Source organism: Devosia sp. (assembly GCF_025809055.1).
Taxonomy (GTDB): Bacteria; Pseudomonadota; Alphaproteobacteria; order Rhizobiales; family Devosiaceae; genus Devosia.
Genome location: NZ_CP075529.1, coordinates 391,355 through 412,039, shown reverse-complemented (window position 1 = coordinate 412,039; position 20,685 = coordinate 391,355). Strand labels below are relative to the sequence as shown.

The window sequence follows — 20,685 nt, the reverse complement described above, 5'->3', positions numbered from 1 at the left end:
GGCTCATGTGCGTTTCCCCTTGCCGCCAAATTCGAGATAGGCCCACGGGATCATGATGATCAGAACAGTGAGCAGCATCATCGTGGCGCCGGCCAGGCCCTGACCGATATTGCCGCCCGAGAACATGTAGTTGAAGACGTATTTGGCCGGTACTTCGGACGATATGCCCGGCCCGCCATTGGTGAGCGCGACCACCAGATCGTACAGACGCACGATGCCGGAGCCGAGGATCACGATGGCCGTGATCAGGACGCCGCGCATCATCGGAAGGACGATGGAAATATAGGTGCGCCAGGTAGGGATGCCGTCCACGCGGGCGGCTTTCCAGACTTCCTCGTCAACGCCCCGCAGGCCGGCGAGCATCAGCACCATGCAGAAGCCGGTGCCCTGCCACAGGCCGGCAATCAGCAGCGCAAAGAGCACCATGCGCGGATTGGCGATCCAGTCGAAGGTGAAATTCTCCCAGCCCAGATTGCGCAGCGTGCCCTGCAGACCCAGGGTGGGGTTCATGATCCACTGCCAGACCAGACCCGTCACGATGAAACTAAGGGCGAAGGGATAGAGCATTATGGTGCGGAAGGCACTTTCGAAGCGGATCTTCTGATCGATCAGCACCGCCAGCAGGAAACCGACGACGAGTGTGATCACCAGGGACATCGAGCCGTAGGCGACCAGGTTCCACACCGACACATTCCAGCGCGAGGTGGCGAACAGGCGCTCATACTGGTCGAAGCCGACAAACTTGCCGGTCGGCAGCAGCCTGGAATTGGTGAAGGAATAATAGACCGTCCAGATCGTACAGCCGATGAAAACCACCAGGACTGTCACGACCATTGGCAGAGCCGCTACCTTGGCGGACAGGTTGTGCAGGAAGATTTTCTGAAGCAGGCCGGGCCGCTGGGCCGCATCGGCACTCGCCTCAAGGGGAGCGGCAGTGTCCGCCATGTATCTCTCCAAGAGAAAGTGGCCGACCTTGTAGAGCAAGGCCGACCACGATTTTCCATGGGCGGGAGCGAACTCCCGCCCGGCAGAAGCAAGGCTTAGTCAGCCGACTCGATGATCGAGGCATAGCGCTCGACATAGTCATCGACGGTGATGCTGTCGTCGGCGATGAACTCGGTGTTCAGATCCTGCAGCTGCTGCTGGGTATCGGAAGACAGAGCGAAGTCGCCGGAGGGCAGCAGGCCGTTCTCGAGCATGCCGAGAGCCTTCTGCATGCAGGGGTTGGCCTGCGACAGGTCGATGTCCGTACGGATCGGCATGGAACCCTTCACAAGGTTGAACTTGAGCTGGGCTTCAGGCGAGATCAGGATACGTGCGAGCTGTTCCTGAGCTTCGATCACAGCCGGGTCGGTGCCTTCGGGCAGGACCGGGAAGTAGAACGAGTCACCGCCACCGGTCAGCTGGTCGCCGAGGCCGAGGGCCGGGAGACACTCGTAGTTTTCACCGGGGACGCCGCCAGCGATCTGCAGGTCACCCTGGAGCCAGTCGCCGTGGATGTTGCCGGCTGCAGTGCCTTCAAGCATCTGGTTGCCGACGTCACCGAAGGACGGAACCATCATTTCGGGCGAGATGACCGAACGGAGGTTGTCCATGGCTTCCGCAACCTTGCGGAACTCTTCGCCGCGAACGGCATCGGCGCTCTTGTCGCGGTTGATGGCGAGCACGAGATCGCTGCCACCCAGGCCGGACATCAGAACGCCCGGGACGCCGGAGATCGGCCAGCCGGTCGCCAGACCGAAGGGCAGGATGCCGGCTTCCTGCAGAGCAGGCCAGGAGGCTACGTATTCGTCCCAGTTGGTGGGAACGGGCTGACCGATCTTCTCGTAGGCGGCAGTGGAGAGCCATAGCCAGTCCCAGGAGTGGATGTTGATCGGCAGACAGTAGAGACCACCTTCGTAGCGGCAGGGCTCGAGCAGCGACTGGTCGACATAGAACTCGTCGATGTTCATGTCACCGACGATCTCGGTCAGGTCGCGCATGAGGCCGGCCTGGATGAGTTCTTCGGCGTCGCGGCCGGTATTCATCTGGGTGGCGCCCATCGGATCGCCGCCGATGATACGGCTGATGATCACCGGGTTAGCACCCGTGCCGGAACCGGCAAGCGCGCTATCGACCCAGGTATTGCCGGTTTCTTCTTCGAAGACCTTGGCGAATTCGGCGATGGCCGCGGCTTCACCAGCCGAAGTCCACCAGTGGGTCACTTCGAGTTCGGCTGCGTAGGCAGTGGAACCCATGAAAGCGGTCGCCATTGCGGCAACCACTGCAAACTTTTTCATAATTGTCCTCCCAACGAACACAAGGGGCAGAGCCCCAGCGTTGCAGTCAGCGCAATCCTGCCCCAACCTGGGTGCATTGCGCAACTGCATGTAATCGATTGCATCTGACTGATCACAGACCTTATGCAATCGATTTCAGGAGTTTCATACACGTCTTGCGCAGATGTCAAGATCGTTTTAGATCAAGTGAACATCTGACAGCGAGAGGGGGCGCTGCCAGCCGTGGTTCAGGAACGAAAACATCCGACAATTCAGGACGTTGCGCGATTCGCGCAAGTCTCCACTGCAACTGTGAGCCGCGCCCTCTCCACCCCCAACAGGGTCAGTGATGCCACGCGAGAGCGCGTCTCGGAGGCGGTGCGTGTAACGGGTTACACGATCAATCAGGCCGCGCGGTCCCTAAGACAAAAAAGCACCAGGACCATCGTCGTGGCGCTTCCGGACATGCGCAATTCCTTCTTCTCCACCATCCTGGATTCCGTGGAGCGCGAGGCGACGCTGCGCGGCTACGGCATGTTGGTCGCGAACCTACATCTGGGTCACCAGCCGATTTCCCGCCTGCAGGAATATCTGCTGTCCAACCGGGCCGATGGCCTGCTTCTGCTGGATGGATCGGTCGATGCCCTGCGCCTGAGATCACTGTCCAATATGCCAAATGCCATCCCGCTGGTTGTCGCCTGCGAGGAAATCCCCGCCTCGGGCTTCCATACCGTGGTCACCGACAATATGCGGGCGGCCGAGCGCGCAACCCGGCATCTGATCGAGTTGGGGCACCGGGACATCGGGCATCTTTTGGGCCCTGAAGCCAATATCATTGCGCGAGAGCGTCTGGCCGGGTTCAAGGCCATGCTCGATCAGTACGGCCTGGCGTTCCGGCCCGAATGGGTACTGAAGGGCAATTTCGACATGGAAAGCGGCTTTGCCGCCGCATCGCGTTTCCTCGCCCAGCCGCAGCGGCCGACCGCAATCTTTGCGGCCAATGACGAATCGGCGATCGGCTTCCTGTCCGGGCTGCGCCAGCACGGTGTGCGCTGTCCCGATGACGTGTCGGTCATCGGCTTCGACGATCTGGCGGTCGCGCCGCATTTCGCGCCGCCGCTGACCACCATGCGGCAGCCCCGCGAAGCCCTGGGCCGTATTGCCGCCTCTGCCCTGATGGACCTGCTGGACGGCAGCAGCACCGATATCAGCCCGCTTCGGATCGTACTCAATTCCGAGCTGATCGTGCGCTCCAGCACGGCACCCCCTGCCCCGTGAGCCCGGCCGGGCCTGGGCCGGGTGTTTTTTCCGCAAGAATGCTGTAAACACCCCGTCGTCGCGGTCCCGTAGCTCAGCTGGATAGAGCAGCAGCCTTCTAAGCTGTTGGTCACAGGTTCGAATCCTGTCGGGATCGCCAGTCCTCCCGAAGGGTTGACCAGGCGGAATTAGCCGCTGACTTGAACGGCCACCTGATCTGGACCAATGTATGGCAGCAATTGGGGGCACACCACTGGCTGATTCCGCGAAACGACCCACCATCGTTCTCTTCGACCTCGATGGGACATTGGTGCACCACGTCAATCCGCGCGTGCTGCAGACGCTGGAAATGCTGGACGACCTTTCGCACGGGGCCGTGCGGCTGGTGGCGCGCTTTCGACTGCTGCGCCGGCAGACCCGGGCGACGCGCAAGTCTCCGCCGCGCCTGGTTGTCCACAGGATCATCCACAGGTTTCGGCGCAAAAGCGTCGCGCAGATGCTTCAGCCCTGCGCCACCATGCGCTCGGTGCTGGAGCGGCTGGCCGCCGAAGGCGTGTTGCTCGGTCTCGTGAGCAATGGGCTGGGGCGCGGCTATGGCCACGATGTGGTTGAAACGTTCGATCTGCGCCGGTTCTTCAACAGCCTCGTGTTCCGCGAGGATGTCTCGCGCGGCAAGCCATCGCCGGATTCTCTCGTCGCCAGCCTGCAGAGCATTGGCCGCAACCTGCGGGCCAATGACGTGATCTGGTACATCGGCGATCAGCGCAAGGACATTTCGGCGGCGCTGGCAGCGAGCGATGTGGTGGGCCGCCCGATCCGGCCGTTTGCCCTGGGCCCCCGCGCCGCCAGTGGCGCGCGCCAGGCGCAGCTTCACGCTTCGCAGGTCATGTGGACCGCGGCCGACTTTGACAAGCTGGTCTCGGCCATGTTTCCGAAGCGCGACAAACAGCCTGTTACGCTGGACCTGACTCCGGCGCCGCTGCTTTAGATTTTTTGCGTTCGGATTGTTTCACAACGCGTTTCCAAGATTACATCATGCACGAACCGGATAGCCGCCGGCGCCGTTCCGCAATTCTTGGAGAGATGCGACTGTGAGGGTCCGAATACCAGGGCCGCAATCACCCCCACCCAGCTTTGCTACGGCCCTTCAGGCCGAGCGTCGCTACCTCCCCCTTCGAGGGGGAGGTGAAGGGGGCAGAGCCGAAAGGCTCTAAAAATCAAAGCCCATCTGATTGACCGGCGCGATTTTCCGGGCGCGCGGAACGGCCTTTTCTGCGTCGACAGCGATTGCCGCAGCCGTGGTGACCCTGCGGTCATCGGACGTGGTCTCGATTGACTCCACGGCCAAGGCGGAAGAGGACAGGGCGGCTTCAACTAGTGCCTGCTCGGTGGGGGCCGGACTCCCGGCGACCTTGTCGATCCAGTCCGTGGACCGGCCTAGCCGGCGGGGTTTCAGCGCATAGAGGTTTTCCCGACCCTTCTTGACCTCGGCAACGAGACCGGCCGATTTCAGCACGCGCAGGTGCCGCGAAATGGCCGGGCGGCTGATGGCGAACGCGTCGGCGAGTGCATGAACGGGCAGCGGTCCGGCGAGCAAAATCTCGATGATCCGACAACGGGATGCGTCGGCCAGGGCGGAATAGATCTCGATCGGCGGTTTGATTTTTCGGCTCATCACAGCCTGTTAAAGTAACGCCGTGCCTGCGCGTCAAGAGGCGTGGCGGCGGGAAATGGTCTGTTCACCAGGAATGTTTGACGGTCTTTCACGATGTGGGCAGTTTGCCTGTTTCGGCAATAATCTGGTCACACCCCTGCCCCAGGATGATGCGCAAAGGGGTATGCAATGTCTGGATCGTCCAAAACGCGCTATTCGTGGTGGAGCCGGGAGCACCGGCCCTTCACGCTGGCCGAAATCGTAGCGGATGCGACGGTTCACATTGTCGGGCTGGTCATAGCCGTGGCGGCAGGATCGATCCTGCTGGCCATTTCGCTGATGGAGACCGCACCCGAAGCGTTTCCTGCGCTATTGGTCTATGTCGGCACCCTGGTGGTCGTGCTGGGCGTATCGCTGGCCTACAACATGTGGCCGGTTTCGCCGATCAAAATGCTGCTGGCGCGCTTCGACCAGGCAGCGATTTTCCTTTTCATTGCAGGCTCTTACACGCCATTCCTGGCGGCACTTGGCGGGTCGCCCGTGGGCGTTGTCATGATGAGCCTGGTCTGGGGGGCCTCGCTGATCGGGGTCGCGCTCAAACTGATCGTTCCGGAGCGTTTCGGACGGGTGGCGATCGCGCTCTATCTGGCCATCGGCTGGTCGGGAGTCGTTGTTTTTCAATCGCTTGGCCAGGTCCTGCCGTCCAGCACGCTGTGGCTGGTGCTGGCGGGCGGCGTGACCTATTCGGCCGGCATCATTTTCCATCTCTGGGAAAAGCTGAAATTCCAGAATGCCTTGTGGCACGTCTTCGTAGTGCTGGGCGCCAGCCTGCACCTGTGGGCCGTGATCGACTGTATGGTCATCACAAGGCTCTGAAAAACGCTTTTATTCCAATGACTTGATGCGATCGTGCGAGACCGTGTCGCCGACTTCCAAACCTAGCTCTTCCGAGCGGCCGCCGGGGATTTCCAACACGAACTGGACCGGCGCGCCCGAGGGAATCGAGGTGTCATCGTGCGGGCGGGCGTTGACGTGAATGTTGCGCACGGTGCCATCGGCAGCGATGAAGATCATGTCGAGCGGAATGAAGGTGTTGCGCATCCAGAAGGAAACGAGCCGTTCCTCCTTGAAATCAAACAACATTCCTGCGTCGGGCGCCAATTCCTGCACATACATCAGGCCCTTGGCGCGGGTCTCAGGTGTATCGACGACCTCTACGGAAATGGCGTGGTCACCGGCCTGCGTGTGCAGCGTCAACTGCCCGTCATCGCTGCAGGCGGCCAGCGGCAGGCTGACCATGCCGGCGACGAAAACCGCCGCCAGGTTGCGCGCATGGCGTCGCATTGAGGGCGTAGGCGTTAGCAGACTGATAGCATTTGGCACGGCCGAACGGCCTTTCGAATGGAATTAGTGCGACGAGGGCGCATCGCCCCAACCATCGGGGCGAATTTCGGCGACCATGAGGCCTTTTGGACCCTGCCCGTAGCGAACCAGAACATGCTGGCCGGGACGCAGTTCGGTGATGCCGAAACGGCGCAGCGTTTCCATGTGGACGAAAACGTCAGGCTGGCCTTCGCCCTCGGAGAGGAAACCGAAGCCGCGAATGCGGTTGAACCACTTGACCTCGAGCCGCACCATGCCGGAGGTCGGCTCGACGGTGACATGGGTGCGCGGGGCCGGCATCTGCGATGGATGGCGGGCGGTGGATTCGTCCATGGAGACGATGCGGAAGGCCTGGAGCCCGCCGGGACGATTGAGTGCCTCGACGACAATGCGCGCGCCCTCATAGGCGGTCTGGTAGCCATCGCGGCGCAGGCAGGTCACGTGCAGCAGCACATCGGGCATGCCATTGTCGGGAACAATGAAGCCAAAGCCCTTGCCCGCATCGAACCACTTGATCGCGCCGGCGATCTCGATGGTGTCGACACCGGACTGGGACTGAGCGTCCTGGTCATGGGCACGCGCGCCCTCACCCATGTCGGATGAACGCTCCGATTCGCTGCCCTCGCCGGTGACCTTGGCCCCCATATTCCAACGCCTTTTTCACTCGCCCGTCGTTGCGGGTACGCTTCACATGATCAAATCAGTCTGGCCGATTCAACGCCAAAAGTTAAGAAGGTGTTGCGATTTTCTCTCCGCGTCGATGGATTGCCGAAAAACCGGCCGGCGGCGCAGGCTGGACGCCTGGCCAGCGCCCTGTTAGGCCGGTGCCACGACATCGCAGGGAGAGTGAAATGAAGTATCTGCACACCATGGTCCGCGTCACCAATGTCGAGGACAGCCTGCGCTTTTACTGCGAGGGCCTGGGCCTTGAGGAAGTGCGCCGCACCGAGAACGAAAAGGGCCGCTTCACCCTGATCTTCCTGCGCGCCCCGGGCGATGCGGGCGGCGAGGTCGAACTGACCTATAACTGGGACCCGGAAACCTATACGGGCGGCCGCAATTTCGGGCACCTGGCCTATCGGGTGCAGGATATCTACGCGCTGTGCCAGCACCTGCAGGACATGGGCGTCACCATCAACCGCCCGCCCCGCGACGGCCACATGGCCTTTGTGCGCTCCCCGGACGGGATTTCGGTCGAACTGATCCAGGACGGGCACCTGGCCCCCAAGGAACCCTGGGCCTCGATGCCAAACACCGGCAGCTGGTGAGGATTTTTCTGCGCCGGGTGGCTTGACCGATAGGTTGAGCCGGGAGCGTGGGTGGTTGGTGACGCGCGCCGGGATCCGCCTTGGCATCTCATGATGGGCCCCGGCCTTTGCCGGGGTGACAATCGGGGTGTGGGGGGTGCTGGTGCATTTGACGTTCGCTGGCGCCACTGACCTGGAAACTTGAAAAGCAAACGGAGGTCCCCGCTTTCGCGGGGATGACTGCGTGATTGAAGGGTTGCACCCGGAATTTAGGGGTGCGACTGAGCCGTCTGCTCCCTGCCATGCAAAAGGCGAGAGTTAAGGGGGCGGTAACCGTGTTGCTTAGGCCGGGGTTAGCGAAAACGCTCTAATTTTAACGACCGAACCCAATCGCCCATTGCCTGTTGCGCCCGCGTAACAGCGGCCCCGGGAAGGTCGCCATGTCACACCTCGTCCGCCGCATCGCGGCCATCTGCCTCTGTGCCGCAGCCCTGGCCGGTTGCGTGCCCATGGCCATGTTCGCCAGCAGCAGCGGATCAGGCTATTCCGGCGTCCGGCAGGACTGGGGCACCTTTGTCAGCTCGAAGAATGTCAATGCGCTGTGCATCTCGCCAAAGCTGCGTTTCGTGATCTGGGAGTTCGAGGGGCGGTTCGGCAAGAAGATCATCATGAATTCGGGCTATCGCAACGCCTTCCACAATGCCCAGGCCGGCGGCGCCGAAAACTCCTATCACACCAAGTGCATGGCCGCCGATTTCTACATTCCCGGCGTGCCCAAGGAGCAATTGATCGCCTTTGCCCGCACCGTGGACGGCGTCGGGGGGCTGGGCTGCTATCCGGGCCGCAACTTCATTCACGTGGATGTGCGCGACCGGCCGCGCAGTTATCGTGGACCGGTGACCTTTTCGGGCTGTTGAAAACCGCCTGCGGGGAATTTTCCTCACAGGATCAACGCAAAATGGGGTTGCGCAATCAGACGCGCCAAACTATACGACCCCCATCGCGCAGATGCGCCCTTCGTCTATCGGTTAGGACGGCACCCTTTCACGGTGCAGAGAGGGGTTCGATTCCCCTAGGGCGTACCACCTTCCCCGCTTGCGAGCCGGGACGGAACAGCGATGACCGTGCGCCCATCGTCTAGCGGTCAGGACGACGCCCTCTCACGGCGTAAACAGGGGTTCGATTCCCCTTGGGCGTACCAGTTTTCCTGGAATTGTTGTGTTGTTTTGCTCGGCGGCCATATCCAGTGGGCCGTTTTGGCGTGTTTGCGGACTGTCCGCTCTCGGAAAGCGTGCCTCGACACCGGTCATCACCAGAGGTCCATGACTTCTGCGCTTCAGGCTACGCAATCGCAGGGGGTTGCTGGCCTATCATCGCGACAATTCGCTCCCGGATCGTGCCTGCTGAAGATCGTGCGCGGCCTTGGCATTGGAGATTTAGCCAAGCGCCATCTGCAGCGAACCGGACGATTTCCAGGCTGGGGTCGGAGTCAGTGTCGCGATGACGCTCCATTCGCAATCGCAGCCAATCCGACCACAACACCGCCAAATTGGCATCGGTCATCATCGCCGCAGAAAGCATGTCAAAGGTTTCGCCAACATTCGTTTCGCTGCCGCCTAACAGGGTTTCGACATAGGCCCGGGTAAATCGTCCAAACTCGCCGACCTCTTCCGGCAAATTCGCGTCGATCTCGGCGTCAAATCGCTCCATGACATCGGCAAACATGGCCTCGACCAGAGCCTGCTTGCTGGCGAAATGATGGAAGAGGCCACCCTTGGTCACACCTGCCGCTGCCGCAACCGCCTGCACTGTCACAGCCGACAGGCCGCCCTCCATAGCGAGTTGCGCCGCCTCATCCAAAAGAGCGCGGCGCACCAAGTCAGGCTGCTTTTTGCGGCTATAGGCATTGGCTGGCATCGGCAAAAACTCATCGACTGGACAAAAGGGAATATGTAAGATACCGCTCGGTTGGTTTCTTATCAAGCAAGTGATTTATCGTGGTCGATATCCCCATAGCATCTGTCGCCGATCCCGCGTCGATGGGCAATCCGGGGCCGCATTGGCAGTGCCGCTATTGGTCGATCTTTGGCGGGCAGGCATCCTCTATGATCGGCTCGGCCCTAACGCAATTTGTGCTGCTCTGGTGGATCACCGACACAACGGGAAGCGTGTCAGCACTAGCCCTTGCAGGCATGTTTGCGCTGCTTCCTCAAGCGCTGCTCGGACCTATTGGCGGCACCTTTGCCGACCGTTACAACCGGCGCATCATCATGATCACTGCAGACGCGATCAGCGCCATGTGCATGATGGTGCTGATTGCGCTGTTCGTGACCAACAGCATCGAGCTTTGGCACATCTACACCATGATGTTTATTCGCAGCTCGATGCAGGCATTCCAGCAACCCGCAGCAGCGGCAAGCACGGCCATGCTTGTGCCGGAAAGCTTCATTTCTCGCGCTGCCGGGCTGAACCAGACCTTGAGCGGCATCATGCTGGTGGCCGCAGCCCCTCTTGGGGCGCTCGCGATCTCCGTCATGCCTATTGGCTACGCCCTGATGATCGATATTGTCACGGCGGCATTTGGCATCATGCCGCTGCTGATTTACCGCATTCCGCAAGTGCGTATTGCGGTCGCGGATCGGCTCGGCGTTTGGAAGGAGCTGCGCGAAGGCGTCAGCACCGTTTGGCACAATGGCGGGCTGCGCCGCCTCTATGGGCTTTTGTTCGTTACGATCATCGCCATCATGCCTGCTTTCACGCTCATTCCCCTGCTGGTGAAGGAGTATTTCGGCGGCGCGGCGCCACAGGTTGCCCTCATGGAAGGCCTGTCCGGTGCTGGGATGATAGCGGCGGGCATCATCGTCGCGGCCATAGCACCCAAGCGCAAAATCCTCTGGGTACTATGGGGCTTCGCAATTTCCTGTTTCTCGGTCGCGTTTACGGCTCTGGTACCGGGAAACTGGATTGGCCTTGCCGCAGCTTTCTGGTGCCTGAGCAGCGTGTTCTATATCCTTGGCAATGGGCCCTTGATCGCCATCCTGCAAACTACCGTGCCAAACCAATTGCAGGGCCGCGTCCTGTCGCTGCTCAATACCATGGTAGGCCTGGGCGCACCGATCGGGCTTGCTCTCGCCACCCCGCTTGGCGAGATGATCGGCATCCAAATGCTGTTCATTGTCATGGGCGCCGCGGGGGGCCTTATCACGCTGATAGGCTTCGCCTCGCGCCCGCTGCTGCAAATCGAGCGCAACATGGTCAAGGCCTGACCTGATGCCATCGTGCTTTCGATTTTCATGACAGGTTTCAGGCCAAGGCACGGGGACCGTCAGTGGCAAGAGTGGATCGAATCCGGCCACTCTCGTTGCCAGGGCTCCCGGCTTTCCAGCCCCCACCGAACGTCACCCTCGGGCTCGACCCTCGCCTTGCTCATCCCCCTGCCCGGCCCATATCCTTTTCCGCCAGCTCGCGGAAGGCGTCGGGGACGGTGGGGCGTTTTTCGAGTTGGGTTATGGCGTAGCCGATGGCGTCGCGGCCGAAGCGGGTGCGGGCCTTGTCCATGGCGCGGTCGGCGGACCAGCGAGCGGCGCCGCGGGCTGAGCCGGGGCGGCGGTTTTCGTCGCCCAGGCCAAGGGGCAGTTCGAGCTGAATATGGGGCTGCTTGTCGATATGGGAGACTGACACGGCCAGGAGCGTAATGACCTTTTCCCGGGCATGTTCGGCAAGGGCGGCGCGCACCAGGTCTTCGGCGACTTCGGCCACGATGGCGGTGGCCGACACCGGGGCATCGAGGGTCAGGGCGCGGGTGATGGAGCGCATATCGGCAAAGCGGATGCGAATGGTGATGGTGCGGCCGGCCAGTGACTTGGCGCGCAGGCGCGAGGTGACCCGATCGGCCAGATGGCGCAGGGTGGGTTTATAGACCGCTTCGGTGGCGGGGCGGCGGCCAAGGGCCGACTGGGCGCCGGCGGAGCGGGCGCGGTGGCCGGTGGCGACGACGCGGGTGTCACGATCCCAGGCCAGGTCGGACAGCTTGTCGCCCACCGCCTCGCCCAGGAGCCCGCGCAGCGAGCGGCCGGGCGTGGCAGCCAATTGGCCGATGGTGAGAATGCCCTGATCCTTAAGCTTGGCCTCGGTCACCGGGCCGACGCCCCACATGAGGCCCACGGGCAGATCGTGAAGGAAGTCCAGCTCGGTGCCAGGAGCGACCAGCACCAGCCCATCGGGCTTGGCGACCTGCGAGGCGACCTTGGCGAGGTGCTTGGTGCGGGCCACGCCGACCGAAATGGGCAGGCCGATCTCATCGCGCACGCGGCGGCGAATGGTGCGGGCGATCTCCTCGGGCGGGCCGAAGAGATGGGTGCAGCCGGAAACATCGGCAAAGGCCTCGTCGATGGAAATGCGCTCGACCAGGGGGGTATAGTCGCGCAGGACATCGATGGCGGCGTCGCCGAGGCGCTGGTACTCGGCGAAATGGCCGCCGGTGAAGATGAGGTGGGGACAGAGCTCGCGGGCGCGGCGGCCCGACATGCCGCCTTTGACGCCAAAGGCCTTGGCCTCATAGGAGGCGGCCAGCACCACCCCGCCGCCCACCGCGATAGCCTTGCCGCGCAGATCGGGGTTCAGCAATTGCTCGACCGAGGCGTAGAAGGAATCGAGATCGGCGTGAAGGATGTTCGCTGCAGCAGCCATTTCGGCCCCCGTGCGGAAGTTTGTTCTAGTTTTGTTCTTTTGCAGGCGGAAGTCAATGCGGTGGCGCAGCCGGGGTTGCCTTGTGCACAGGGACATTGACCCGGCGCACAAACGCTGACAGGGAGCGATCAACAGGAGGCCGCTTATGGCGCTGGAATTCATGATCGAGGGACCGGAGGCGGCGCCCTTTACGCTGCTACTGGCGCATGGCGCGGGCGCGCCGATGGATTCGGCGTCGATGACGGCGACGAGCGCGGCGCTGGCAAAGGCTGGAATCCGGGTGGCGCGGTTCGAGTTCGGCTATATGGCGGCGCGGCGGGAGGGCACGCGCAAGCCGCCGCCCAAGGCGGAAAAGGTCATGCCGGAGTTCATGGCGGCCGTCGAAGCGCTGGATATGCAGGGCGGCGCGCTGTTCATCGGCGGCAAATCCATGGGCGGACGGGTGGCGAGCATGGTGGCCGACGCGCTTTATGCCGACGGGACGATCAAGGGGCTCGTGTGCCTGGGCTATCCGTTTCACCCGCCCGAAAAGCCGGAAAACCTGCGCACTGCGCATCTTGAAACGCTGAAGACGCCGACGCTGATCGTGCAGGGCACGCGCGATGTGTTCGGGACGCGGGCCGAGGTCGAGACCTATGGGCTATCGCCGGCCATCACGCTCAAATGGCTCGAGGATGGCGACCATGACCTGAAGCCGAGAAAGACCATGTCCGGATTTTCGACGGCGGATCATCTGCGGGCCATGGCCGAGGAAACCGCGGGCTGGATGAGGCGGGTGACGGCCGGTTAGGCGACCGCCTTCTCGACGTGATGGCGGCCGATGGGCACGATCATGGGCGTGTCGGAGACAGGATCGACGACAATGCGCGAGGTCATGCCGAAAACGTCGGCGACCACGGCCTCGGTCATCACCTCGACCGGACGGCCCTCGGCGACGATGCGGCCGGCCTTCATGGCGACGATGTGATCGGCATAGCGGCAGGCAAGGTTGAGGTCGTGCAGGACGACGACCACGGTGCGGCCGCTGGCCTTGACCAGATCGGTCAACAGATCGAGCACTTCGACCTGGTGGTTGATGTCGAGGAAGGTGGTGGGCTCGTCGAGCAGCAGCAGGTCGGTTTCCTGCGCCAGGGCCATGGCGATCCAGACGCGCTGGCGCTGGCCGCCCGAGAGTTCATCGACGGGGCGCTCGGCCAGCTCGAGCGTATCGGTGGCGCGCAGGGCTTCGGCGACGGCTGCGTCGTCTTCAGGCGTCCAGCGGCGGAACCAGCCCTGATGCGGATAGCGGCCGCGGCCGACAAGATCAGTCACGGTAATGGCGTCGGGCGCGATCGGGCTCTGCGGCAGCACGCCGAGCACCGTGGCAACCTCGCGCGTCGGCATCTGATGGATGGGCTTGCCATCGAGATAAACCGCGCCGCGGGCGGGCACCAACAGGCGGGCGAGGCCGCGCAACAGGGTGGACTTGCCACAGGCATTGGCGCCGACGATGACGGTCAGCTTGCCGGCCGGAACGGACAGATCCAGCGCCGAAACGATCTGGCGATCGCCATAGGCAAGATCGAGGCCGGCGGCCATGAGCTGGTGATTGGCGGACATAGTCTGCGCTCCGATCAGTTGACGCGGCCGGATCGGCCGGAGGCCATCAGCAGCCATAGCAGGAACAGGGCACCACATGCACCCGTCACGACACCCACGGGCAATTGCACCATGGGCAGGGCATGCTGGGCAATGAGGTCCGAGACAATCATCACCAGGGCGCCGATGAGGCCAGCCTGCAGGAAGCCCCGCCCTGCCCCCTTGAGCAGCACCCGGGCCAGTGGCCCCGAAACGAAGGCAACGAAGCCGACTGGACCGACCGCCGCCGTCGCGAAGGCGGCAAAGCCCACGGCCACGAGCATCAGCCCCAGCCGGGTGGTTTCGACGCGCGCGCCAAGGGCCCGGGCGGTGTCGTCGCCCAGTTCCATGGCATCAAGGCCACGACCCAGCACCACCATGGCCGGGATCAGCACCAGCATGGCGCAGGCGAGGACGATGGAGTCGCCGGGGCGGGCCGCATTGAGGCTGCCGACCAGCCAGGCGAGCGCCTGCTGCACTTCGACCAGCCGGGCGCGGGTGAAGAGGTAGGAAATGACGGCGGCCAGCATGGCGGCCATGCCGATGCCGATCAGCACAACGCGATAGGCCGTGACGCCATTGCGCCAGGCGAGCAGATAGATGGCGATGGCGGTGAGCACGGCGCCGGCAAAACCGCCCAGCGAGACGGCCAGCCCCGCCCAGCCGAGGACGATGATGCAGAACACCGCCCCGGCGCTGGCGCCATGAGCGATGCCGATAATGTCGGGGCTGGCCAAGGGGTTACGCAAAAGCGTTTGGAAAATGATTCCGGACAGGCCAAAGGCGGCGCCGGTGAGCAGGGCCAGAATGGCGCGCGGCAGGCGGACCTGGAGGACGATGAAATCGACCGAGCGGTCGGCCAGGCCGGTCAGCGGCGAAAGCAAGGAGCGGACAATGTCCCCGGCCGGAACCGGGTAATCGCCAAAATACATGGCGCCAGCAAAGGCCAGGACCAGCGCGACCACGAGGCCCGTGGTGATGGCGCGCCGACGGGCAGAGGCGCCGCTGCGGGCGGCGAGGACGTGATGGGTTGCAGCAGCCAGGGTCATAGCGTGGCCAGCTTGCGGCGCCGGACCAGCGCGATGAAGAAGGGCGCGCCGAGGAAGGCGGTGACGATACCGACCTGCACCTCGCCCGGCGGTGCGATCACCCGGCCGATCACATCGGAACCCAGCAGGAGAATGGGCGCCAACAGCATGGAATAGGGCAGAATCCAGCGATAGCTGGGACCGGTTATGGCGCGGGCGACATGGGGAACGGTGAGGCCGACAAAGGCGATGGGACCGGCCGCAGCGGTACTGCCGCCCGCCAGGATGACGGCGGCGAGGCCCGCCAGCCCACGCGACAGGCCGACCCGCTGGCCCAGGGCGCGGGCAACATCATCGCCCATGGCCAGGCCATCGAGCAGACGGGCGGTGGCGAAGGCGAGGACGGCCCCGGCCGCGAGAAAGGGCGCGACCTGGAGCACGATGGTCATGTCGCGACCGGCGAGCGAGCCCACCTGCCAGAACCGCAGCTCGTCGAGGGTGCGCGGGCTGGTGAGGAGGATGGCATTGATGATGGCATGGAGCAGCGCGGTAATGGCGGCGCCGGCCAAAGCCAGCTTGACCGGCGTTGCGCCCTCGCGGCCGAGCGAGGCCACCGAATAGACGACGAACATAGCCGCCCCTGCCCCGGCAAAGGCCAGCCAGACATATTGGCTGAGCTGGGCAAGGCCGAAGAGCGAAATCCCCAGTACCACGAAGAGCGACGCTCCGGCATGAATGCCCAGGATCGAGGGGTCGGCCAGCGGATTGCGCGTGGCGCCCTGCAGCACCGAACCGGCAAGGCCGAGGGCGGCACCGACGAGGAGCCCGGCCACGGTCCGCGGCAGACGCAGATCCCAGATGATGCGATGCTCGGTGGCCGACGGATCATAGGCGGTGAGCGCCGCCCAGACATTTTCCACCGGGATGGCGCGCGCGCCCGTTGTCAGCGACAGCAGACCAACCGCGCAGAGCATGACGATCAAGGCCAGAAGGCCCAGCGTCAGCCGGGCCGTTCTCGTGGTGGAATGGGTCGCCCCGACAGCCATGACCCGGATCAGGGTGCCAGTTCAGCGTCGGCTGCGGTGATGGCGGCGGTCAGCTTGTCGAGCTCGGCCGCATAGACCGCATAATTGCGCAGCCAGAATGCCGGCCAATCGGTCACCTGACCGGCTTCGGCGGCCTTCATCAGCGTCCAGGTCGGCTGGGCAAGAGCCGTTTCCATGGTCGAAGCGGAGCGGTTGTCGACCAGGATGAGATCGGGCTGGTACTTGTCGGCATTTTCCCAGGACAGGGTTTCCCAGTAGCCGCGATCATCCGCGACTTCCGGGTCGATCAGCTTCAGGCCCCAATTGGCGAAATCCATCAGCTCAGCCGAGCCGGGGGTAGCCGCCACATAGAGTGCGTCGGGGCCAGCCCAGACGGCGAGCGCGGTCAGATCGGGCTTGGCGGCAACGGCGGCCTTGAAGCCGTCAAGCGATGTTTCAAAGGTGGCCTTCTGGCCGGCGATTTCCGGAGCCGACAGATCGGCGCCCAGGCTTTCGGCAAGGGCTTCGTAGTCTTCGATCAGGGTGAGGATGGAATCGCCCTGGATCGGGCCGGTAATCGGTGCCAGCGGGCTGAGCGCTGCAACCACTTCATCGCCGCCGGACCAGGTCGTATCGAGCGGCCAATATTCGCCAATGATGATATCGGGCTGGAGGGCCGCGGCCTTTTCGATGTCCACCTCGCCCCAGGTCTGACCGATGATCTCGATGCCCGTAAGGTCGAGCCCCTGCAATGCCTTGGCATCGGCTACGGCGCTGTCTGCGTAGATGCCGACGGGGCGAATGCCGAGCGGGATCAGGCCTGCGGCAGCATCCTGACTGGCAATGATGCGCACGGGCGCCGCGTCAAGCGTGACCGTTTTGCCATCGCCGCCGGTATAGGTCCAGCCTTCGGCAAAGGCCGGAATTGCTGTCGACGACAATAGGATGAGGGCAGTTGCAGCAATGCGAAACATGGCAGGAAATATCCGGTTTTCGATGAGCGGACGGATACATCCTATAATGTAGAGCGGTCAAGTCATGTTATTGAAATCGGGCCATCTGTGATCCATCCGAGAATTCTGCGCGTAGAGAGGCTGGCAGCAGAGGAGCCGGGGATGTATTCACTGGCCATGACACATGAAAACGTGGAGCGGTCCGCAGCGCCGCTGGACAGCCAGGATGCGGCGAGCCTCGTGCAGCGCATCGCCGAGTTGCGGGACCGATCGGCGCTTTCGGCGCTATTCGGCCATTTCGGCCCGCGGATCAAATCCATGATGCTGCGCCTGGGCACCGGCGATGCCATGGCCGAGGACCTGGTGCAGGAAACATTCCTGGCCGTGTGGCGTAAGGCGCACCTTTATTCGCCGGAGCGCGGCGCGGCGAGCACCTGGCTTTTCACCATTGCCCGCAACCTGCGCATCGACCAGGTGCGGCGCCAATCCAACCGGCCCTATGAGGACCTGGAGCAGGTTGAACTGGAAAGCGAAGAGCCCATCGGCATCGCCCATGTCGAGCAGGTCGAGGCCGTGGAAAAGGTCAAGATCGCGCTGCGGGCGCTTTCGAGCGAGCAGCAGGAAGTGGTGCGGCTGAGCTTCCTGCACGACATGGCGCATGCCCAGATCGCGGAAACGCTCGGCATTCCGCTGGGCACCGTGAAATCAAGACTTAGACTGGCCTATGAACGGCTCCGGCCTCTGCTGGAGGATCTGCAATGACAATCAATCATCACCCCGACCCTGCAACCCTGATGGCCTTCAGCGCCGGCGCGCTGGAAGAACCCTATGCCACCGTGATCGCGACCCATCTGGCCATGTCGGAGGCCGGGCGCCGGGCCCTGCGGCAGCTCGAGACTATCGGCGGGGCGCTTCTGGAGACCGAAGGCGCAGCGCCCATGGCGAGCGGCGCGCTCGACCGGCTCATGGACCGCCTCGACGACGACGCCGAGACAGCAGTGATTGCGCCGGCGGCCAATGACAACGACATCCCCCTGCCCCTGCGGCGCTACCTGCCCGGCGGCATGGAGGCGGTTCGCTGGAAATGGACCGGGCCCGGTGTCGCCACTGCTGACCTGGCATGGGGCCGTGACGGCAAATCACGGCTGATGCTGCTGCGGGTAGCGGGCGGGCGGCAGGTGCCCGAGCATGGCCATGGCGGCCAGGAACTGACACTGATCCTCTCCGGCGCCTATCGCGACCGGTTCGGGCTTTTTGCGCGCGGCGACATCGCCGACCATGACGAGGACGTGGAGCACCAGCCCATTGCCGAGCCGGGACCCGACTGCATATGCCTCGTCGCCGTCGATGCCCGGCTGACATTCCGCGGGCGTCTGATGCGCGCCCTGCAACCGCTCTTCGGGATCTGAGCGATGGAACCGGGAATTGCCTGGATCATCGGCGGCGGCTCGGGCATTGGCGCGGCCGTGGCGCGGCTATTGGCAAAGCGCGGCTGGACGGTGGCCATCTCCGGGCGCGACGAAGCCAAACTGGCAGCCGTCGCCTCGGATGATCCGGCCATTCGCCCCTACCCGCTCGACGTGACCGATGCAGAGGCAGGCGAGGCCACGACTGCCCGCATCGCCGGTGATCTGGGGCGGATCGACCTCTTCATTTTCGGGGCGGCGGCCTGGCAGCCGATGAAGGTGGGTGACTACAGTTTTGACAAGTTCAACGCCGTGGTCGACACCAATTATCTCGGCTTTATCCGGCTCGCCAATCCGGTCATCCGGCAGATGCAGGCGCAGGGTGGCGGACATCTGGCGGTGATTGCCTCGGTGGCAGGCTATTTCGGTTTGCCGCGCTCGGCGGCCTATTCCTCGACGAAAGCCGCGCTGATCAACCTGCTCGAGACCATGCGGACAGAGTTGCGGCCAAGCGGCGTTGTGGTCCGGATGATTGCGCCGGGCTTCGTCAAATCGCCACTGACCGACAAGAACGACTTTCCGATGCCGTTTCTCATGGAAACCGACGACGCGGCCGAGCGCATCGTCGATGGGCTCACCCGCTCGGACCGGTTCGAGATCGCCTTTCCAAAGCGGATGGTGTGGCTGATGAAGACGGTGCGCTGGCTGCCTTATCCCGTGTTCTTCTGGCTGACGGGCAAGATGGTTGGGAAGTGATGGCTTGCGAGGCCGATAGTCGCGCACCCCTCACCCCGCCCCTCTCCCCTGAGGAGCGAGGGGGCGATGGAGGCGATAGATCGGTTCTCGGGTGAAACGCTCTAAATTGTTCCAAAGAAAAAGCCCCGGAGCGATCCGGAGCTTTTCTTTATGTGCGGGTAAGATCAGGCTGGCCGGCGGTATTGGTAGATGCCGACGTCAATGGAGCCTTCGGCAAAGCCGGCTTCGCAATAGCTGAGATAATAGACCCACTTGCGCTTGAAATACTCGTCATAGCCCATGGGGGCGATGACCGGCCAGCGCTCGAGGAAGCGCTCACGCCAGAGTTTCAGCGTTTTCGCGTAGCTGAGGCGGAAGGTCTCGACATTTTCGAGCACGAGGCCGTAGCGGTCGCCAAAATCCTTCATCACCGACTTGGTCAGCAACATGCCGCCGGGGAAGATGTAGCGCTGGATGAAATCGGGGCCGCTGCGATAGCCCTCGAAATCGGCCTCGTTGATGGTGATGGCCTGGATGGCCGCCGTTCCACCGGGTTTCAGGCGGTCATGGATGGTCTGGAAATAGCTCGGCCAATTGTCTTCGCCCACCGCCTCGATCATTTCGATGGAGCCGATATGGTCGAACTGGCCCTCGGTGTGGCGGTAATCTTCGAAAACCAGGGTGGCGTGGCTGTCGAGGCCCTGGCTGGCCAGGCGTTCCAGCGCATATTTGAGTTGCTCGGCGGACAGCGTGATGCCGCGCAGATGGGCCTTGTGGTCACGCGCGACGGTCTCGGCAAAGCCGCCCCAGCCGCAGCCGATTTCGAGCACGGAGGAGCCTTCGGTGATGCCGGCCATGTCGGCGACGCGCCGATACTTGGCCAGTTGCGCCTGTTCGAGGCTCTGGTTGCCGGAGGTGAACAGGGCCGAGGAATAGGTCATGGACGGGTCCAACCACTGACCGTAGAAATCATTGCCCAGGTCATAGTGCTCGGCGATGTTCTTCTTGGAGCCTTCCAGCGTGTTGCGGCGGGACAGGTGGTAATGCAGATCCGAGGCGGCGCGGCGGAAGAAGCCGAGATTGGCGCGATCGAACATGTCCCGGTTCTGCAGGAAGAAGCGGAACAGCGCCGTGAGGTCATCGACCTCGATATCGCCATTCATATAGGCCGAGGCAAAGCCGACCGTGCCGCGCTTCATGGCTTCGGAAATGACGCGGAGATTGTTGAGCCGGAGAACGGCGTGTTCACCGGTCGACGGGTTGCCGGCGGTGCGCGTCCGGCCATTGGGGAAGATCACGGTCACCGCGCCGACCCTGGGATGGCCGATCAGCGCCATGCCGACGCGTTCGACGAACCAGGAGGCTATACGGGTGCCCAGGGAGGGACCGGAGGAAGACTGGTCTACGGCTGTTTTGCTCATTGCGCCGCTTAT

At 63.2% G+C, this 20,685-nt stretch carries 22 protein-coding genes, 3 tRNA genes and 1 pseudogene; 14 read left to right on the top strand and 12 right to left on the bottom strand.

The window, feature by feature from the left end; genetic code table 11:
- Positions 1–3 precede the first annotated feature (3 nt).
- On the bottom strand, positions 4–945 hold the full coding sequence (locus KIT02_RS01995; RefSeq protein WP_297581609.1) for a sugar ABC transporter permease: 942 nt from the start codon (positions 943–945) through the stop codon (positions 4–6).
- A gap of 95 nt (positions 946–1,040) precedes the next feature.
- Positions 1,041–2,279 (bottom strand): ABC transporter substrate-binding protein, encoded by a 1,239-nt coding sequence (locus tag KIT02_RS01990; RefSeq protein ID WP_297581606.1) that lies wholly within the window; start codon positions 2,277–2,279, stop codon positions 1,041–1,043.
- A 222-nt stretch (positions 2,280–2,501) separates the two neighbouring features.
- Here KIT02_RS01990 and KIT02_RS17565 point away from each other — a divergent pair.
- The 4 genes and pseudogenes from KIT02_RS17565 to KIT02_RS01975 form a co-directional block, all read left to right on the top strand.
- Positions 2,502–2,651 (top strand): annotated as a pseudogene (locus tag KIT02_RS17565) (LacI family DNA-binding transcriptional regulator); the annotation flags it as partial.
- A gap of 57 nt (positions 2,652–2,708) precedes the next feature.
- A complete protein-coding gene (locus KIT02_RS01985) occupies positions 2,709–3,536 on the top strand; it encodes a substrate-binding domain-containing protein (protein WP_297581604.1) in 828 nt (275 codons plus the stop codon).
- Between the two features lie 62 nt (positions 3,537–3,598).
- A tRNA-Arg gene (locus KIT02_RS01980) sits at positions 3,599–3,675 on the top strand.
- A 69-nt stretch (positions 3,676–3,744) separates the two neighbouring features.
- Positions 3,745–4,503, top strand: a complete 759-nt coding sequence (locus KIT02_RS01975) for an HAD hydrolase-like protein (RefSeq protein ID WP_297581602.1) — start codon at positions 3,745–3,747, stop codon at positions 4,501–4,503.
- A gap of 222 nt (positions 4,504–4,725) precedes the next feature.
- On the opposite strand, the gene KIT02_RS01970 is transcribed toward KIT02_RS01975, so the two are convergent.
- Positions 4,726–5,190: a metalloregulator ArsR/SmtB family transcription factor gene (locus KIT02_RS01970; protein WP_297581600.1), complete on the bottom strand. Its 465-nt coding sequence runs from the start codon at positions 5,188–5,190 to the stop codon at positions 4,726–4,728.
- Between the two features lie 168 nt (positions 5,191–5,358).
- Here KIT02_RS01970 and KIT02_RS01965 point away from each other — a divergent pair, with 168 nt between their 5' ends.
- Complete coding sequence (locus tag KIT02_RS01965; RefSeq protein ID WP_297581598.1) at positions 5,359–6,045, top strand: hemolysin III family protein; 687 nt, start codon at positions 5,359–5,361, stop codon at positions 6,043–6,045.
- Positions 6,046–6,054: 9 nt separating this feature from the next.
- Here the strand turns inward: KIT02_RS01965 and KIT02_RS01960 are convergent, their stop codons facing one another.
- Together KIT02_RS01960 and KIT02_RS01955 are read right to left on the bottom strand one after the other, a co-directional pair.
- Positions 6,055–6,468: a DUF192 domain-containing protein gene (locus KIT02_RS01960; protein WP_297581596.1), complete on the bottom strand. Its 414-nt coding sequence runs from the start codon at positions 6,466–6,468 to the stop codon at positions 6,055–6,057.
- Between the two features lie 108 nt (positions 6,469–6,576).
- Positions 6,577–7,146, bottom strand: coding sequence for a cold-shock protein (locus KIT02_RS01955; RefSeq protein WP_297585069.1), 570 nt, complete (start codon positions 7,144–7,146; stop codon positions 6,577–6,579).
- Positions 7,147–7,403: 257 nt separating this feature from the next.
- Here KIT02_RS01955 and KIT02_RS01950 point away from each other — a divergent pair, with 257 nt between their 5' ends.
- From KIT02_RS01950 to KIT02_RS01935, 4 genes are all read left to right on the top strand, one after another.
- Positions 7,404–7,820 carry a VOC family protein gene (locus KIT02_RS01950; RefSeq protein WP_297581593.1) on the top strand — a complete coding sequence of 139 codons (417 nt, stop codon included), beginning with the start codon at positions 7,404–7,406 and terminating at the stop codon, positions 7,818–7,820.
- 419 nt (positions 7,821–8,239) lie between these two features.
- Complete coding sequence (locus KIT02_RS01945; protein WP_297581591.1) at positions 8,240–8,716, top strand: D-Ala-D-Ala carboxypeptidase family metallohydrolase; 477 nt, start codon at positions 8,240–8,242, stop codon at positions 8,714–8,716.
- A gap of 93 nt (positions 8,717–8,809) precedes the next feature.
- Positions 8,810–8,884 (top strand) — tRNA-Glu (locus KIT02_RS01940).
- A gap of 41 nt (positions 8,885–8,925) precedes the next feature.
- Positions 8,926–9,000: transfer RNA gene (locus KIT02_RS01935), tRNA-Glu, on the top strand.
- Positions 9,001–9,140: 140 nt separating this feature from the next.
- Here the strand turns inward: KIT02_RS01935 and KIT02_RS01930 are convergent.
- Complete coding sequence (locus tag KIT02_RS01930; RefSeq protein ID WP_297581589.1) at positions 9,141–9,716, bottom strand: TetR/AcrR family transcriptional regulator; 576 nt, start codon at positions 9,714–9,716, stop codon at positions 9,141–9,143.
- Between the two features lie 80 nt (positions 9,717–9,796).
- On the opposite strand from KIT02_RS01930, the gene KIT02_RS01925 reads away from it, so the two are divergent.
- A complete protein-coding gene (locus tag KIT02_RS01925; RefSeq protein WP_297581587.1) occupies positions 9,797–11,065 on the top strand; it encodes an MFS transporter in 1,269 nt (422 codons plus the stop codon).
- 160 nt (positions 11,066–11,225) lie between these two features.
- Here KIT02_RS01925 and dinB read toward each other — a convergent pair whose 3' ends face one another.
- Positions 11,226–12,488: a DNA polymerase IV gene (dinB, locus tag KIT02_RS01920; RefSeq protein ID WP_297581583.1), complete on the bottom strand. Its 1,263-nt coding sequence runs from the start codon at positions 12,486–12,488 to the stop codon at positions 11,226–11,228.
- Between the two features lie 145 nt (positions 12,489–12,633).
- Here dinB and KIT02_RS01915 point away from each other — a divergent pair, with 145 nt between their 5' ends.
- Positions 12,634–13,278, top strand: coding sequence for an alpha/beta family hydrolase (locus KIT02_RS01915; RefSeq protein ID WP_297581580.1), 645 nt, complete (start codon positions 12,634–12,636; stop codon positions 13,276–13,278).
- On the opposite strand, the gene KIT02_RS01910 is transcribed toward KIT02_RS01915, so the two are convergent.
- The 4 genes from KIT02_RS01910 to KIT02_RS01895 are packed head-to-tail and all read right to left on the bottom strand — an operon-like array spanning position 13,275 to position 17,132.
- Positions 13,275–14,087, bottom strand: coding sequence for an ABC transporter ATP-binding protein (locus KIT02_RS01910; protein WP_297581577.1), 813 nt, complete (start codon positions 14,085–14,087; stop codon positions 13,275–13,277). The genes KIT02_RS01915 and KIT02_RS01910 overlap by 4 nt on opposite strands.
- Positions 14,088–14,101: 14 nt before the next feature.
- Positions 14,102–15,154: an iron chelate uptake ABC transporter family permease subunit gene (locus KIT02_RS01905; RefSeq protein ID WP_297581574.1), complete on the bottom strand. Its 1,053-nt coding sequence runs from the start codon at positions 15,152–15,154 to the stop codon at positions 14,102–14,104.
- Positions 15,151–16,179 (bottom strand): iron chelate uptake ABC transporter family permease subunit, encoded by a 1,029-nt coding sequence (locus KIT02_RS01900; protein ID WP_297581572.1) that lies wholly within the window; start codon positions 16,177–16,179, stop codon positions 15,151–15,153. Before KIT02_RS01900 ends, KIT02_RS01905 begins: the two co-directional genes overlap by 4 nt.
- 8 nt (positions 16,180–16,187) lie before the next feature.
- Positions 16,188–17,132 carry an ABC transporter substrate-binding protein gene (locus tag KIT02_RS01895; RefSeq protein ID WP_297581570.1) on the bottom strand — a complete coding sequence of 315 codons (945 nt, stop codon included), beginning with the start codon at positions 17,130–17,132 and terminating at the stop codon, positions 16,188–16,190.
- Between the two features lie 156 nt (positions 17,133–17,288).
- On the opposite strand from KIT02_RS01895, the gene KIT02_RS01890 reads away from it, so the two are divergent.
- Genes KIT02_RS01890 through KIT02_RS01880 form a run of 3 tightly spaced genes read left to right on the top strand, consistent with a single transcriptional unit; the run spans position 17,289 to position 19,273 of the window.
- Positions 17,289–17,873, top strand: a complete 585-nt coding sequence (locus KIT02_RS01890; protein WP_297581567.1) for a sigma-70 family RNA polymerase sigma factor — start codon at positions 17,289–17,291, stop codon at positions 17,871–17,873.
- Positions 17,870–18,520: a ChrR family anti-sigma-E factor gene (locus KIT02_RS01885; RefSeq protein WP_297581564.1), complete on the top strand. Its 651-nt coding sequence runs from the start codon at positions 17,870–17,872 to the stop codon at positions 18,518–18,520. The genes KIT02_RS01890 and KIT02_RS01885 overlap by 4 nt, the downstream gene beginning before the upstream one ends.
- Positions 18,521–18,523: 3 nt before the next feature.
- Complete coding sequence (locus KIT02_RS01880; RefSeq protein ID WP_297581562.1) at positions 18,524–19,273, top strand: SDR family NAD(P)-dependent oxidoreductase; 750 nt, start codon at positions 18,524–18,526, stop codon at positions 19,271–19,273.
- 164 nt (positions 19,274–19,437) lie between these two features.
- Here the strand turns inward: KIT02_RS01880 and KIT02_RS01875 are convergent, their stop codons facing one another.
- Entirely contained in the window at positions 19,438–20,673 is a 1,236-nt protein-coding gene (locus KIT02_RS01875; protein ID WP_297581556.1) for a cyclopropane-fatty-acyl-phospholipid synthase family protein, read from the bottom strand.
- Positions 20,674–20,685: the final 12 nt, after the last annotated feature.